Here is a 16,790-nt window from a genome sequence, read left to right as displayed (position 1 = left end):
GAGTATTACTCTACGTCTTAGTGGGGTCAGCCTCACTACATATAAAGTGTTAACTCAGTTAGAGAGCTGATGACGTTTAGACAAAATAGAGACTGATGTGTTAGCCAACTCTATGAGAAGCATTTGAGCGTTTTGTCCGAAGCCTTGTCGATAAAATGACACGAAGTGGTTTCTGGAGATGCATTTAATGCTATGTGTTGTCGCATCGCATCTCTAGGTCGCTCAATATGAAAAGTGCTGTGTCAGAATTCTATATCCAAATATGTCTAGTATATTCTAGTCAGTTTGCAACATAGCACATGCTATGTTTTTCTAAAATTCTGATTAGGTATAAGATGGGCACTTAATACTAGCAATAGCCTGAGTGTATGACTTACCAAAGTAGATTTCGCTATCACGAATTATGATGCGTTAAATTTATTTGTCGCAGAGAGTATTTAGAATACGCTGTACAGCGATATATAGTTAATTTTACGTATCATAATCAGATAGTTTTTTTGGTAAGCTCTCGTAAATATAGGTGCACACTGTCGTCGACATAATCGCAAACTAGGTCGGTTTATGAGGCTTCTATTTAGAGCATATTTATACTTTAGTATACTAAGATAGGTATCTTATCAGGCAAAACTTATCAAGTTAGATTCCCGATAACCGATATCGCTTTAGCATAAGCTTCTTATTGATAAGACACAATAGCTCTTGGATAAAATGACGTACTACTTATAGCTGTTACATAAATACCTTACATACCTATCTAGGTATTACTATGTGGGCCCTAAAGTATTGATAGCCTAACTCATGAATAAATGACAGCAGAAGTATTTAATATTGATCCTTAGATGCAGAGGCATTGGGATATCGTGAAGTTGGATTCGTCCGATAGGTATCAGATCTATAGATCATCCTTTGCTTGTATGATATACAAGTGCGTTCCGCATGTTATGGATTACTTTTTGATAATCTGGCTGATCGAAGATTGCCGAACCAGCAACAAACGTATCAGCACCAGCTGCTGCAATCCGAGCAATGTTTTCAGTGTTAACACCCCCATCGACTTCCAGATAGATCTTGCGACCTGTCTGCGCCGAATATGCATTGATACGCTTCCGCGCGTCTCGCAGTTTGTGTAGTGCCTCAGGAATAAACGACTGCCCACTAAACCCAGGATTAACGAGCATAATTAGAACTAAATCAATGCGATTCATCACCTCATCTAGGTAGTCTAATGGGGTATTGGGATTGAATGCTAATCCAGCCTGGCAATTGTGATCTTGTATAAGCGATAAGGTGCGATTGATATGTTCAGATGCCTCAGGATGGAAGCTAATCACGTTTGCGCCTGCTTTTGCAAAATCTGGCACTAGACGGTCTACAGGACGCACCATCAAATGCACATCAATCGGCACTTTAGTATGCGGGCGGATAGCCTTACAGACCATCGGGCCAATTGTCAGATTAGGCACATAATGGTTATCCATGACGTCAAAGTGGATCAAGTCGCCGCCAGCAGAGATAACATTACGCACTTCTTCGCCGAGTCGGGCGAAGTCTGCTGAAAGAATACTTGGGGCAATGCGAAAGGTCATATCGGAACTCGCTAGCGGGTGCTGGGAGCAAATAAATATTATGCATATGCGTGGGTCCGCCGCACGTTTGTACTAACATTAGCTTATCAGCTAATCAGTATCCTATTTTTTATAGTACATTATCATCACCGAATGCTGGCGCGCAGAATTTGAACTGCGGCGCAGCATAAATTAACGATACCTAGGTACATCAAACAAAAGTGAAATGTGCAGACGCAGACATGACTAATTATAAATAAATAAGAGTCCGCACGGACACATATCTGCTCTGGACTCAAAACTGAGTAGTATAAAGTCAATATTTCGGTATAAATAAGTCGGCTAATATCCGTACATTACTCACACAGATAATACACAATACTAATCAGGTTATTTTGTGGATAAATTTTACGTTATTGCCGAGAGGATATGGAGGGTTAAAGATTGAAAAATCTTCTAGTAGAGCCTCTTCCTGAGGCTAAGTAAGCAATTTAAATACAGGGTTACGCTCTTATAATAATAAGAGCGTACAGAGTAAATAGTTTGCGCGTAGTTGAGGAAAGTTTGCGCTTCACTGAAAATCATTTCGGCACCTAGATTATTACCATATAGCAAAGCGTTGCAGAATATCAATTAAGTTTTTATGCGGATACATCTAATCTATTAGATATATGTAAGCACCACTAATCAGTGGTAGCATTGCGGCTGTAAGCGAGTGCTATAAGCAAGGAGAACAATTAAGACATAATAATATTTATGGAATAAAGAGCTACTAAAGTAGTAATAAAGTGCATAAAGCACACCCCTAAAAGTCTTAACGTCATATGCTATTTTACTCATTACTTTAGTAGACACATATAATGTCCGGGCAGCCCTAATAGCAATAGGAATACACAAGGTTTACTAGGCGCGATTTCCAAGATAAAACGATAAACCTATTTACTAGAATCTATAAGTACAGCCGGAGCAGAAGAGTGCTAAATTAAAAGTAAGATCATAGATAGAGCTGCTTAGTACAGCAGGCCGTAATTACTAAATCGGTATTCTTTCTTTTTTAATAAAAAACTTGATAAATAGCTCGTAGGAGCCTTTATTTAGAAGATATGTAATACATCATTCATTCCAGAACAAAATCAGCTAAAAGCTGAATTAAAAGTATTATATAGTTGCTAAACTATTAGTTTCATGCTTGCTTGATACTGTGCGACAAGTAAAACAGTAAGTAGTTACTAAGACTAAGAAATTTTCTAAAAAGCTCTTGACGTTTCGTAGAATTACACCGAGAATGCTAGTTCTTTGTTGTTAACACAATAAAACGCAAAAAAATCTTTAGCTCAAATAAGTTAAAGCTAATTTAGCGCGATGCTCTTTAAAAAAGTAACAGCCGATAAGTGTGGGTACTTGATGGTCAGGCAAAACTACACTTTACATAAAATATAAAGTGTAAAAAGCAAAGAAAATAATCAAGTCTCATGCAAAATTAAAGTAATTTTTAGAAATTTAAAAATTATCAATATTTTGAGTTGAGCGACAAAGCCTAAAAAGCTAAAATAAGTAACAGGTTTAAACTGAAGAGTTTGATCCTGGCTCAGATTAAACGCTGGCGGCATGCCTTACACATGCAAGTCGAACGGCAACGCAGGCTTCGGCCTGGCGGCGAGTGGCGAACGGGTGAGTAACACATCGGAACGTATCTTAGAGTGGGGGATAGCCCGGCGAAAGCCGAATTAATACCGCATACACTCCAAAGAGGAAAGCGGGGGACCCTATGGGCCTCGCGCTCAAAGAGCGGCCGATGCCAGATTAGCTAGTTGGTAAGGTAAAAGCTTACCAAGGCAACGATCTGTAGCTGGTCTGAGAGGACGGTCAGCCACACTGGGACTGAGACACGGCCCAGACTCCTACGGGAGGCAGCAGTGGGGAATTTTGGACAATGGGGGAAACCCTGATCCAGCAATGCCGCGTGTGTGAAGAAGGCCTTCGGGTTGTAAAGCACTTTTGTTCGGAAAGAAAGCAGTCTAGTTAATACCTAGACTGGATGACGGTACCGGAAGAATAAGCACCGGCTAACTACGTGCCAGCAGCCGCGGTAATACGTAGGGTGCAAGCGTTAATCGGAATTACTGGGCGTAAAGCGTGCGCAGGTGGTTTGCTAAGACCGATGTGAAATCCCCGGGCTCAACCCGGGAACTGCATTGGTGACTGGCAGTCTAGAGTATGGCAGAGGGAGGTAGAATTCCACGTGTAGCAGTGAAATGCGTAGAGATGTGGAGGAATACCAATGGCGAAGGCAGCCTCCTGGGTCAATACTGACGCTCATGCACGAAAGCGTGGGGAGCAAACAGGATTAGATACCCTGGTAGTCCACGCCCTAAACGATGTCAACTAGTTGTTGGGGATTTATTTCCTTAGTAACGTAGCTAACGCGTGAAGTTGACCGCCTGGGGAGTACGGTCGCAAGATTAAAACTCAAAGGAATTGACGGGGACCCGCACAAGCGGTGGATGATGTGGATTAATTCGATGCAACGCGAAAAACCTTACCTACCCTTGACATGGTCGAAACTCTACTGAGAAGTAGAGGTGCTCGAAAGAGAATCGACGCACAGGTGCTGCATGGCTGTCGTCAGCTCGTGTCGTGAGATGTTGGGTTAAGTCCCGCAACGAGCGCAACCCTTGTCCCTAGTTGCTACGCAAGAGCACTTTAGGGAAACTGCCGGTGACAAACCGGAGGAAGGTGGGGATGACGTCAAGTCCTCATGGCCCTTATGGGTAGGGCTTCACACGTCATACAATGGTCGGAACAGAGGGTTGCCAACCCGTGAGGGGGAGCTAATCCCAAAAAACCGATCGTAGTCCGGATTGTAGTCTGCAACTCGACTACATGAAGCTGGAATCGCTAGTAATCGCGGATCAGCATGTCGCGGTGAATACGTTCCCGGGTCTTGTACACACCGCCCGTCACACCATGGGAGTGGGTTTTACCAGAAGTGGCTAGTCTAACCGAAAGGAAGACGGTTACCACGGTAGGATTCATGACTGGGGTGAAGTCGTAACAAGGTAGCCGTATCGGAAGGTGCGGCTGGATCACCTCCTTTCTAGAGCGAAATGTCTGTACTACAAGTACTCACACTTATCGGCTGTAAAGTTACGGGGACAGACAAAGGGTCTGTAGCTCAGTCGGTTAGAGCACCGTCTTGATAAGGCGGGGGTCGTTGGTTCAAATCCAACCAGACCCACCATACGTGGCGTGTCTAGCGAGTAACAAATCCTGTGCAAAACCTAATAAGTTATAAGGGGGCATAGCTCAGATGGGAGAGCACCTGCTTTGCACGCAGGGGGTCGTCGGTTCGATTCCGTCTGCCTCCACACTGCTTAATTACTAATATTTAAACCTAAATGTTAGTAATTAAGCAGTGTATAAAAATATTTATACGACTGTAGCGTTCTTTAACAATCTGGAAAAGCAGTCTATCTATTAAATACATCTTAAAATAGATGTAAAAATAGATGGGTAGAATCATTTACTTTTTAAGTTAATTAAAATACTTAAAAAGTATTGCACAACACAAAACTTAGACTTTAACAAGTCTATTAAAAACGGACTTGTTATAGGATCAAGCAAGTAAGTGCATGTGGTGGATGCCTTGGCGATCACAAGCGAAGAAAGACGTAGTAGCCTGCGAAAAGCTGCGGGGAGCTGGTAAACAAGCCTTGATCCGCAGATGTCTGAATGGGGCAACCCGGTCTGTATAGACCATCCATAACTGAATCTATAAGTTATGTGAGGCGAACGCGGCGAACTGAAACATCTAAGTAGCCGTAGGAAAAGAAATCAACCGAGATTCCCAAAGTAGTGGCGAGCGAAATGGGATCAGCCTGTATCATTTAGCACTCTAGTTAACTAAACGCTTTGGAAAAAGCGGCCATAGTAAGTGATAGCCTTGTAAGTAAAAACTAAGGTGTAGAACTAAGGATACGATAAGTAGGGCGGGACACGTGAAATCTTGTCTGAAGATGGGGGGACCATCCTCCAAGGCTAAATACTCGTGATCGACCGATAGTGAACTAGTACCGTGAGGGAAAGGTGAAAAGAACCCCGAGAGGGGAGTGAAATAGATCCTGAAACCACATGCATACAAACAGTCGGAGCCTTGTAAAAGGTGACGGCGTACCTTTTGTATAATGGGTCAGCGACTTACGTTCAGTAGCAAGCTTAACCAAATAGGGAAGGCGTAGCGAAAGCGAGTCCGAATAGGGCAAATTAGTTGCTGGGCGTAGACCCGAAACCAAGTGATCTATCCATGGCCAGGTTGAAGGTGCGGTAACACGCACTGAAGGACCGAACCCACTAACGTTGAAAAGTTAGGGGATGAGCTGTGGATAGGGGTGAAAGGCCAAACAAACTTGGAAATAGCTGGTTCTCTCCGAAAACTATTTAGGTAGTGCCTCGTGTATCACCTTCGGGGGTAGAGCACTGTCATGGTTGAGGGGTCCATTGCGGATTACCTCGTCATAGCAAACTCCGAATACCGAAGAGTGTAATCACGGGAGACAGACGCCGGGTGCTAACGTCCGACGTCAAAAGGGAAACAACCCAGATCGCCAGCTAAGGTCCCTAAAATTAGCTAAGTGGGAAACGAAGTGGGAAGGCAAAAACAGTCAGGAAGTTGGCTTAGAAGCAGCCATCCTTTAAAGAAAGCGTAATAGCTCACTGATCGAGTCGTCCTGCGCGGAAGATGTAACGGGGCTAAGCTAATTACCGAAGCTGCGAATATGTACGCAAGTACGTATGGTAGGAGAGCGTTCCGTAAGCCTGTGAAGGCGCATTGAGAAATGCGCTGGAGGTATCGGAAGTGCGAATGCTGACATGAGTAGCGATAAAGGAGGTGAAAAGCCTCCTCGCCGTAAGCCCAAGGTTTCCTACGCAACGTTCATCGGCGTAGGGTGAGTCGGCCCCTAAGGCGAGGCAGAAATGCGTAGCTGATGGGAAGCAGGTTAATATTCCTGCACCATTGTTAGATGCGATGGGGGGACGGATCGCAGAAAGTTGTCCGGGTGTCGGAAGTCCCGGTCTCTACATTAAAGAAGGTGCTTCGGCAAATCCGGGCGTCATAATTCAAGGATGTAGAGCAAGCGGCTTTTTAAGCTGCAAAGCAATTGGAAGTGGTCCCAAGAAAAGCCTCTAAGCTTCAGTCTAACAAGACCGTACCGCAAACCGACACAGGTGGGCGGGATGAGTATTCTAAGGCGCTTGAGAGAACTCGGGAGAAGGAACTCGGCAAATTGGTACCGTAACTTCGGGATAAGGTACGCCCTATTAGCCTAACTGGCCTGCGCCAGAAGGGTAAAAGGGTTGCAATAAACTGGTGGCTGCGACTGTTTAATAAAAACACAGCACTCTGCAAACACGAAAGTGGACGTATAGGGTGTGACGCCTGCCCGGTGCCGGAAGATTAAATGATGGGGTGAAAGCTCTTGATTGAAGTCCCGGTAAACGGCGGCCGTAACTATAACGGTCCTAAGGTAGCGAAATTCCTTGTCGGGTAAGTTCCGACCTGCACGAATGGCGTAACGATGGCCACACTGTCTCCTCCCGAGACTCAGCGAAGTTGAAGTGTTTGTGATGATGCAATCTACCCGCGGCTAGACGGAAAGACCCCATGAACCTTTACTGTAGCTTTGCATTGGACTTTGAACCGATCTGTGTAGGATAGGTGGGAGGCTTGGAAGTGTGAACGCTAGTTCGCATGGAGCTGTCCTTGAAATACCACCCTGGTTTGTTTGAAGTTCTAACCTAGAACCCTGAATCGGGTTTGGGAACCGTGCATGGTAGGCAGTTTGACTGGGGCGGTCTCCTCCCAAAGCGTAACGGAGGAGTACGAAGGTACGCTAAGTACGGTCGGAAATCGTGCTGATAGTGCAATGGCATAAGCGTGCTTAACTGCGAGACCGACAAGTCAAGCAGGTGCGAAAGCAGGTCATAGTGATCCGGTGGTTCTGTATGGAAGGGCCATCGCTCAACGGATAAAAGGTACTCTGGGGATAACAGGCTAATACCGCCCAAGAGTTCATATCGACGGCGGTGTTTGGCACCTCGATGTCGGCTCATCTCATCCTGGGGCTGTAGCCGGTCCCAAGGGTATGGCTGTTCGCCATTTAAAGAGGTACGTGAGCTGGGTTTAAAACGTCGTGAGACAGTTTGGTCCCTATCTGCCGTGGGCGTTGGAAGTTTGAGAGGGGCTGCTCCTAGTACGAGAGGACCGGAGTGGACGAACCTCTGGTGTACCGGTTGTCACGCCAGTGGCATTGCCGGGTAGCTATGTTCGGAAGAGATAACCGCTGAAAGCATCTAAGCGGGAAACTTGCCTCAAGATAAGACTTCCCCGGGGACTTGATCCCCTTAAAGGGTCGTTCAAGACTAGGACGTTGATAGGTCGGGTGTGTACGCGCAGTAATGCGTTAAGCTAACCGATACTAATTGCCCGTAAGGCTTGATCCTATAACTAGTCCGTTTTAATGTTTTGTCGTTAATTTATGCTAACCTCTACCGACTGCTTTTCTCCAGATTTGTTGTACTATATGCTGTATAGAATCAAACAATAACTAACTCTTTTCTTTTTGCCTGATGACCATAGTAAGTTGGACCCACTCCTACCCATCCCGAACAGGACCGTGAAACGACTTCACGCCGATGATAGTGCGGATTGCCCGTGTGAAAGTAGGTAATTGTCAGGCTTTTATTTTGTGCCAGTACGCCCGTTTCAGATATAGAAACGGGCGTACTGTATTTATTAATTAACGAGTTTAATTAATAAATACAGTACCGATCATTAGCGGATTTAATTTACTTAGTTCACTAACTATAGTTCCTAACATTTTGTATTACCTAAATAATTTATATAAAAAATAAAAATATAATTAGCCGTTTTTAAACATATCTGAAATCTAAATATAAATACTACTAAGGTTAGTATTAAATCCAGAAAAATAATTTCTTTAAAAACATTTTTAGAACCAGGTAAAAGCCGACTAATATATTGTTAAGTCTGCTAAATTTCTACTCAAGCAAAAGCTATAGATAATTTATAATTAGCTCACTTAAAGCTTTTAACCTTTAGGGTTGTAACATAAAAGCTACACAACCAAAGTTACGCCCTTGAAATAAAGATAAGCCACACTGATGTATTTAAGCTAGTACGATAGTTTTGTTAAAGTTACCTAGATAAATAGCGAGTAAGGATAGTAGACTTTGACAAAGTTTGATATTAATTTAGATGAGCTTAAGCGTTTTGCAAGCTTTGTTGCTAGGCGGAGTGCTGAAGATCGTATTCCGCAAGTGGCGGGTAGTCTAACTTTCACAACTGTGTTATCTCTAGTGCCACTAGCAACTGTAGCTTTTGCGTTATTTACTGTATTTCCACTTTTTGCATCCTTCCAGCAGTCTCTACAAGGTTTTCTTGCCGATCATTTAATGCCGGCACAGATTAATAGCCAAATTTTTAAATATATAAATCAGTTTGAAGAAAAAGCAAAAGGGCTGACAACAATCGGAATGATTACTCTTGTAGTCACATCAGTTATGACAATGATGATTGTTGAATCAGCGTTCAATACGATTTGGCGTGTACGTAAATCCCGGCCGCTTGCACAGCGCATTTTGGTATATTGGGCGGTTATCACACTAGGGCCACTACTGATAGGAGCGAGCTTATCGGTGTCGTCCTACTTGCTTACACACTCGATGCTTGCTAGCACAGTTGCTAATGTGGCTGACGTAGCTAGCGTAGCATCTGGAGTTGCAGCACGTGCAATACCGACATTTATTGAATGGGCTTTAATTGGCGCAGTACTACCTCTTTCTGTATTAGCGTTTACGCTATCTTATGTTTATCTACCAAATTGTCGGGTAGCGTGGTGTGATGCGTTTATTGGTGGATTGTGTGCGGCAATTGCATTTGAGCTAGCTAAGAGAGGTTTTGGATTTTATATTTTACATATTCCGACGTATACAGCTGTGTATGGCGCATTTGCAACAATCCCGATTTTTTTGCTATGGGTCTACCTCAGCTGGCTAATTACACTATTTGGTGCGATGTTAACATCTGCGTTGCCAGAGATCCGGCTTGGGCACTTCCATCGAGTTGATTACGCTGGAAGCGACTTACTTGATGCACTGGAGTTAATAGCCTGGCTTAATGATGCACGCGATGCTGGTCGTGCTTGCTATACGCTATATGAACTTGCGAGCTTACAGCGCTGCGGGTTGAAAACCGCTGCCCGTTTACTGGATAAGCTTGAGTCAATCGATTGGATTGCGCGGATACGGCATAAGCATGATCCGGATTACTATGTGCTTATAGTAAATCCGCAGAATGCAAGTTTGCGCCAGCTCTATCAATTATTTGTCATTGATCGTAATGAATTTACTTACCAGCTAAATCTTAATACTGCGCATATCGATAGCCTCACTCTGCTTGCTGCGCTTGATCATCCCGGCCTAAATATATCACTGGCTGCGTTATTAGCGACCCGTCAAGCCACCCTATCAGATAGCAACTTTTAATATAAATATTCACTGCGTTCACCACAGAGTTCATCTAGAGCAGGGGATACTAAATAGTATTGAATTAATAATTTAGTTAAGATATATTACTAATTAGTTTTTTTGAGATATAGTGTGAGCACACCAAGTGTTCAACAAGAGATTATTGATTAATAAAAAGTTAATTTTATAGCAAAAATAAAATATTCTATTTATCAAAAGAATTTAAATATATTATTAATATATAATATTGTATAGTTAAATTTTTTTATGCTAGGCTAAATCTAGCATAAATTAGAATCAATCTATTTATTTTAAAAATAGATAAAATCTAAAAAATATTTAGACTACGCTATAATAATCTGAAAAATTAGTAGTAGCATTTATAATGCTACTACTATCATAGCCCTCTAACTCTTATTAGAGTTACGTCAAGTAACGTAGTCCTAGATGCTTATTGGGATGGGCTAGCGTACTTAACGAGCATCCCCAGAAAGATATAAACGTAACTTATTAAATGAGTTACGCCATACCTAAAAAATTCTCTGCTAGTGAATTTCTTCTATGACTTATAGCAGCATAATAATTTATTTGAACAGACTGTACAAGAAAGTAAATATTAAAAAGGAGTAGATAATACTACTTAAGTAGTTTTTATACTATTTTTATAGTATAAAAACATGAGCCAATGTATAAGCTTTTAATATTAAAAGCTACTAGATTACGAGGAAAAAATATCTTGCCAGATTTATGTTTAATTAATCTGAGCATACGAAACTATATGTCTATAAAAAGCCTACCTAAGGATAACGTATGAGGATCGCTATTTAAATTTAGAAAAGCATTTCTACTGATATTTCTCTGTTAACAGCGCAACGCGATAAACAACAGCTTATTTAAGCTAAGTCTATATAGGTAGTCACGTATGCTTTATATAATTCTTAGGTATATACATAGAAGTTACGCTTCTCTAACTTCAAGGGGGGTAATTTTACCCTTACACTATTGTAAGGGTATCTCAAACTAGATTAACAAAGTGCTGAAGTAGTATCGAACAGCTGGCTATAAATATACCAAATAAGTAGCCAATCTATGAAATAACATTTTTAGATAGTCTTAGAGGGATTAAGTTTATGTCTCAGTAGCTAGGCTATGTTACATATTTGAGTAGCTGGGTCCGCCACTCTCTGGTGTAACCCACACAATATTTTGTGTTGGATCCTTGATATCGCAGGTTTTGCAATGTATGCAGTTCTCAGAATTTATTACTAGCCGAGCTTTGCTATTTTCATCGTATATAAACTCATATACAGCTGCAGGACAATAACGGCTTTCTAGACCAGCATACTTGTGTAGATTAATTTGAACTGGCACGCTTGTATCTTTTAATATTAAGTGCACTGGTTGATTTTTATTATGATGTGTGTTCGAAAGAAGAACTGAAGAGAGTCGGTCAAATGTAAGCTTGTTATCCGGCTTTGGATATATAGGGGATTGGTACTGTGCTGCTGGCTTAAGTTTCTCGTAATCCGCGTGTCGGTGATGTAGCGTCCACGGTACGTGCCCACATAGCAGGTTTTGCTCAATAAATACCATCAGCGAGCCTATGTATAAACCCTTATTTATCCACTGCTTAAAGTTGCGTGCTTTATATAGCTCCTTATATAGCCACGAGCACTTAAATGCCTGCGGGTACGCGAGCAGCTCGTCGTGCGTACGCCCTGCCTGCACTGCCTCAAACGCCGCCTCTGCAGCTAGTATTCCAGTTTTAATTGCCGCATGGCTTCCCTTAATGCGCAAGGCGTTTAGAAATCCAGCTTCGTCCCCTACTAGTGCTCCGCCCGCAAACGTGAGCTTAGGCAGCGACATTAATCCACCTACAGTAATTGCACGTGCACCATACGCTATTCGCTTTCCTCCTTCTAGAAACCAGCGGATAGCTGAGTGTGTTTTGTAGCGCTGGAATTCTTCAAATGGTGATAAGTATGGATTATCATAGCTCAGTCCCATTACGAATCCTACCGCCACCTGATAGTTATTTAGGTGGTAAAGAAACGATCCGCCATAGGTCTTTGTGTTTAAAGGCCAGCCCACCGTATGAATCACTAGTCCCGGCTTATGCCGGGACGGTTCTATTTCCCAAAGCTCCTTAAGACCGATGCTGTATACTTGCGGATCTCTCCCTTGTCGCAGCCCAAAATGCTTTTGCAACTGTAGGCCTAAATGCCCGTGCGCCCCCTCGCAGAAAAGCGTATACTTTGCATGCAGCTCTATGCCTAGCTGGAAGTGCCCTGTAGGTAGACCCTTTTGACTAACCCCTAGGTTGCTAGTAGCTACCCCACGAACCGCGCCAAAATTATCATACAGTACTTCGGCTGCCGCAAATCCAGAAAAGATTTCTACCCCTAAAGCTTCGGCCTTCCGGCTCAGCCAACGTGCTACACTACCTAAACTCACTACGTAATTTCCGTGGTTCTTAAGGTTATCTGGTAGCGCCCAGTTAGGTATCTGTATTGCTCCTGTACGGCTTAGAAATAAGAAACGGTCTTCTACTACTGGCACTGTCAGTGGTGTATCACGCTCACGCCACTCTGGAATTAGCTCGTTTAGCGCTCGTGGATCTATCACTGCCCCTGATATAACATGCGCTCCTATCTCCGAGCCTTTTTCTAGCACGCAGACTGCTAGCTTTACCCCTCTCTCTATCGCTAGCTGCTTAAGCCGAATTGCAGCAGATAGCCCCGCCGGCCCGCCGCCTACTACCACTACGTCATACTCTATTGATTCACGTGGCCCATACTGCTCGATCCAGTTTTGCGGAGTCATTCATGCCTTTTTGTAAAGAATATTTAATTTGTGCTATACCCTCCCACCAATACAGGGTAATCACAGTAGCCCAACCTAGGTTGGTAAATTAGCTCACTCTTCTGATTTACGATATATTTTTTTATTTACCTAAATAAAGTATATAAATATAAAGGTCTAGCACTACGTATAAGAATACAGCACTAATAATTGTCGAGTAGACAAGTAATTCTATAATTTGATATACTGCCTATCTAAAAAACATCTTTTACTTAAGGCTAAAATTTATAGCGTACATTATTAAGCTAGATATAATCTAATAATGGCAGTATAAAATATTTATGCTGCACGCCCCTAAAAAATAAAGCCAGCAGGATTAACATCCCTTAAAAGCAAATCTAATTAATTAGATTTTGCATGCGCTAGAGTATTCCTGTGAAGCGCCGGACCTATCTAACGTACTATTTATTCTTTGGCAGTGACGCACTGAAGAGGTGAGATGCAAATTAATAAATAAGTGCTGATGTCTACAAACCTTTTAATGTATCTATTTAAAACGCCGTTCTAGAGACGCTAGTGTTCTATTTCTACCTATTTAGTGATAAGTGTTGAACTTGCAACGCGCGCTTTATTATGGATAGCGATGCTAATAAAGAGATTACTGGAGAATGGAGAGCGAACTAAGGAGCGCGACTACGTTAACTTAAGAAGTTGCATTACAGCGGCCTGGCTGCTTTTTCTCTAGGTACCCGCAAAATTATGTAACGATTAATATCATTACACTACCTTCTCTCGAGACTCTCTTGTTAGAACTACGCCATTCTAGGTAAGATTTCCTAGTCAGGTAGTCTAAAAGACTTTTTTGCACTGTAGTGGCAATCAAATTAATAAAATTATAGTTTTATATAAATCTCCCGTATAAAACACTTGGCATAAAATGAAACCTTACATAGAATTAGGGATTATTTGGGGCTTGTAGCTCAGTTGGTTAGAGCACCACCTTGACATGGTGGGGGTCGTTGGTTCGAATCCAATCGAGCCCACCAATAAATATAAATTCCTAAAAATATAATGCCCTAAAAATATGAGAAAAATCAGTTTTCAAACAAAATAACCATGATGCCCAAAACCTTAAGCAAAAATTTTTGGGATAACAGCAGTAAAGTACTTTTTCGACCCTTGTTCTATATTAAAACTAGATATGGCCCTATTAAGGGCCATACTTTTTAAGAGGTTATCTTTCTACGACGTAATATACATGGCAGGAAGCCAGGAAAATGCAATGATTTCGGTACGACTATCTGATGGTTCTATCTGGCAATATGATCATCCGGTAACAGTAGCCGAGGTAGCGGTATCAATTAGTCCGGGTATTGCTCAGGACGCACTTGGTGGCAAGGTCAATGGCGAACTCGTGGACATGTCATCCTTAATTCAGAATGACGCTAGTGTTGAGATTATTACAGATCAAGACCCCGAGGGGCTTGAGATTATTCGCCATTCAACAGCACACTTGCTTGCGTATGGGGTCAAAGAGCTATTTCCACAAGCTCAGGTAACAATAGGACCGGTCATAGAAAACGGGTTTTACTACGACTTTGCTTATCATCGCGCCTTCACGCCTCAAGATCTACAAAATATAGAGCGGCGCATGCATGAACTTGCGAAAAAAAACGAGCCAGTATTGCGGCGCGTAGTATCTCGAGAAGAGGCAGCAAGCTACTTTAAATCCATTGGCGAGCGCTATAAAGCTGAGATTATAGAGTCGATTCCGCACTGCGAGCAGATCAAGCTATATTCGCATGGTAGTTTCATAGATCTATGTCGAGGACCACATGTGCCTTCCACAGGTAAGCTTAAGGTATTCAAATTGATGAAGCTAGCTGGCGCGTATTGGCGTGGTAATTCAAGTGGCGAGCAACTACAGCGTATCTACGGGACAGCGTGGGCACGTAAAGAGGATCAGGTTTCGCACCTCCGTATGCTCTCAGAAGCTGAGAAGCGTGATCATCGAAAACTCGGTAAGCAGCTAGACTTATTTCACCTACAAGAAGAAGCTCCTGGGCTTGTATTTTGGCACCCTAAGGGGTGGGCATTGTGGCAGCAGGTAGAACAATACCTCAGACATCGTCTTAGTGCGGTTGGCTACCTTGAGGTGAAGACGCCCATGATTATGGAGCGCTCGCTATGGGAGCGCTCTGGCCATTGGCAAAACTATCGCAATAATATGTTCACGATGGAGTCAGAGAAACGAGACTACGCGATTAAGCCGATGAACTGCCCAGGACATGTACAGATATTTAATTATGGTCTTCATTCATACCGAGAGCTGCCACTGCGTTTTGCTGAGTTTAGTTCATGCCACCGAAACGAGGCCTCCGGTGCGCTGCATGGTTTAATGCGAGTACGCGGGTTTGCGCAAGACGATGCACATATCTTCTGTACAGAAGATCAGGTAATCTCAGAGTCTGTATCATTTAATGCTCTAGCAATGAGCGTATATAAAGACTTCGGCTTCGAACAGATCGATATTAAATTAGCATTACGGCCGCCGCAACGCGCGGGTACGGATAATGCGTGGGATCGCGCTGAGCAAGGTCTACGTTCGGCCCTAGCTGCGTGCGGCCTACAGTGGCAGGAACTCAATGGTGAGGGGGCTTTTTATGGTCCAAAAGTTGAATACCATATCAAGGATGCTCTAGGGCGGTCCTGGCAGTGCGGAACGCTTCAGTTAGATTTTGTACTACCGGAGCGCCTTGGGGCAGAATATGTAGCAGAAAATAATAATCGCCGCTGCCCAGTAATACTGCACCGGGCAATTTTAGGTTCAATGGAGCGTTTCCTTGGTATTCTTATCGAACACCATGCTGGTGCGATGCCGCTATGGCTGGCTCCAATACAGGTTATTGTGCTAAATATTGCAGAAAATTCAGCTATTTATGCAGATATTGTTGCTCAATCGTTGAAAAAACAAGGGCTTAGAGCGTCTGTAGATTTGCGTAACGAAAAAATTAGCTATAAAATACGGCAACACGCGCTTCAAAAAGTTCCTTACCTAGTAATTGTTGGTGACAAAGAGCGCGATAAGCAAACGTTAGCCGTTCGTGCCCGTAGCGGCATAAATTTAGGTGTGATGCCATTAGAAGCCTTTCTTAATATCCTGCATAATGAGTTGCAGGTATCCAAGTAAGCCGTCTGCAGTATATCTCGGTTAGTTTTTGATTTTTATAGGAAACTCAACATCGCTACTGATAAATCGTTAAACCGTCTCAATGGTGAGATTAACGCACCGGAAGTGCGTTTAGTTGGGGTTGATGGAGAACCCATTGGTGTCGTAAAGCTGGCCGAAGCATTCCATTTATCGGAACAGCAAAACGTCGATCTTGTCGAGATTGCTCCGCAGGCTCACCCACCTGTATGCCGCTTAATGGACTATGGCAAGTTTAAATATCAAGAATCCAAAAAGCAGCATGAAGCGAAGCTGAAGCAAAAAGTGATCCAGGTAAAGGAGGTTAAGTTCCGACCAGGCACCGATGATGGTGATTACAATGTCAAGCTACGAAATTTAATAAGATTTCTTGAAGAGGGTGACAAGACGAAAGTTACGTTACGTTTTCGTGGCCGCGAAATGGCTCATCAAGAAATTGGCGCACGCATGCTAGGCCGTCTTCGACAAGATCTAGATGATTATGGTCAGGTTGAGCAAATGCCAAAAATGGAAGGTCGTCAGATGGTTATGGTACTCGCCCCCAAAAAGAAGAAGTGATAAATGTAAATTATGCACGCAGCATATTACTGCTTACGATACGAGTCTACGTCTCAAACACACAACTTCGTCTCATAAGAAAGTCACCTACCTCAAGTAATCACATACGA

At 42.9% G+C, this 16,790-nt stretch carries 5 protein-coding genes, 3 tRNA genes and 3 rRNA genes; 9 read left to right on the top strand and 2 right to left on the bottom strand.

Annotated elements, in window-relative coordinates; translation table 11 throughout:
• Nucleotides 1-899: 899 nt before the first annotated feature.
• Nucleotides 900-1,586: a ribulose-phosphate 3-epimerase gene (rpe, locus tag KW136_RS03425; RefSeq protein WP_216797162.1), complete on the bottom strand. Its 687-nt coding sequence runs from the start codon at nt 1,584-1,586 to the stop codon at nt 900-902.
• A 1,544-nt stretch (nt 1,587-3,130) separates the two neighbouring features.
• On the opposite strand from rpe, the gene KW136_RS03420 reads away from it, so the two are divergent.
• The 6 genes from KW136_RS03420 to KW136_RS03395 all read left to right on the top strand — a co-directional run bounded on the left by KW136_RS03420 (nt 3,131) and on the right by KW136_RS03395 (nt 10,130).
• Nucleotides 3,131-4,662 (top strand): 16S ribosomal RNA (locus tag KW136_RS03420).
• Nucleotides 4,663-4,729: 67 nt separating this feature from the next.
• Nucleotides 4,730-4,806: transfer RNA gene (locus tag KW136_RS03415), tRNA-Ile, on the top strand.
• 54 nt (nt 4,807-4,860) lie between these two features.
• Nucleotides 4,861-4,933 (top strand) — tRNA-Ala (locus KW136_RS03410).
• Nucleotides 4,934-5,179: 246 nt separating this feature from the next.
• Nucleotides 5,180-8,066, top strand: a 23S ribosomal RNA gene (locus KW136_RS03405).
• Between the two features lie 122 nt (nt 8,067-8,188).
• Nucleotides 8,189-8,302, top strand: a 5S ribosomal RNA gene (gene rrf, locus KW136_RS03400).
• The 16S, 23S and 5S rRNA genes sit together here with 2 tRNA genes alongside, the layout of an rRNA operon.
• A gap of 514 nt (nt 8,303-8,816) precedes the next feature.
• A complete protein-coding gene (locus KW136_RS03395; protein ID WP_216797160.1) occupies nt 8,817-10,130 on the top strand; it encodes a YihY family inner membrane protein in 1,314 nt (437 codons plus the stop codon).
• Nucleotides 10,131-11,264: 1,134 nt separating this feature from the next.
• Here the strand turns inward: KW136_RS03395 and KW136_RS03390 are convergent.
• On the bottom strand, nt 11,265-12,935 hold the full coding sequence (locus tag KW136_RS03390; RefSeq protein WP_216797157.1) for an electron transfer flavoprotein-ubiquinone oxidoreductase: 1,671 nt from the start codon (nt 12,933-12,935) through the stop codon (nt 11,265-11,267).
• A gap of 948 nt (nt 12,936-13,883) precedes the next feature.
• Between KW136_RS03390 and KW136_RS03385 the strand changes: the two genes are divergently transcribed.
• The 3 genes from KW136_RS03385 (at nt 13,884) to infC (ending at nt 16,680) form a co-directional block, all read left to right on the top strand.
• Nucleotides 13,884-13,960, top strand: a tRNA-Val gene (locus tag KW136_RS03385).
• Nucleotides 13,961-14,196: 236 nt separating this feature from the next.
• Entirely contained in the window at nt 14,197-16,104 is a 1,908-nt protein-coding gene (gene thrS, locus KW136_RS03380) for a threonine--tRNA ligase (RefSeq protein ID WP_216797486.1), read from the top strand.
• Nucleotides 16,105-16,116: 12 nt separating this feature from the next.
• Complete coding sequence (gene infC / locus KW136_RS03375) at nt 16,117-16,680, top strand: translation initiation factor IF-3 (RefSeq protein WP_246583209.1); 564 nt, start codon at nt 16,117-16,119, stop codon at nt 16,678-16,680.
• Nucleotides 16,681-16,790 lie beyond the last annotated feature (110 nt).

It is taken from the genome of Candidatus Vallotiella hemipterorum (assembly GCF_910593725.1).
Classification (GTDB): domain Bacteria; phylum Pseudomonadota; class Gammaproteobacteria; order Burkholderiales; family Burkholderiaceae; genus Mycetohabitans; species Mycetohabitans hemipterorum.
The sequence above is the reverse complement of the archived record's forward strand: the minus strand, read 5'-3'. Positions and strand labels throughout refer to the sequence as shown.

Excerpts from the sequence above, each read along its gene's own strand:
- rpe (WP_216797162.1), bottom strand. The coding sequence starts at position 1,586 with ATGACCTTTCGCATTGCCCCAAGTATTCTTTCAGCAGACTTCGCCCGA.
- thrS (WP_216797486.1), top strand. The coding sequence starts at position 14,197 with ATGATTTCGGTACGACTATCTGATGGTTCTATCTGGCAATATGATCAT.
- KW136_RS03390 (WP_216797157.1), bottom strand. The coding sequence starts at position 12,935 with ATGACTCCGCAAAACTGGATCGAGCAGTATGGGCCACGTGAATCAATA.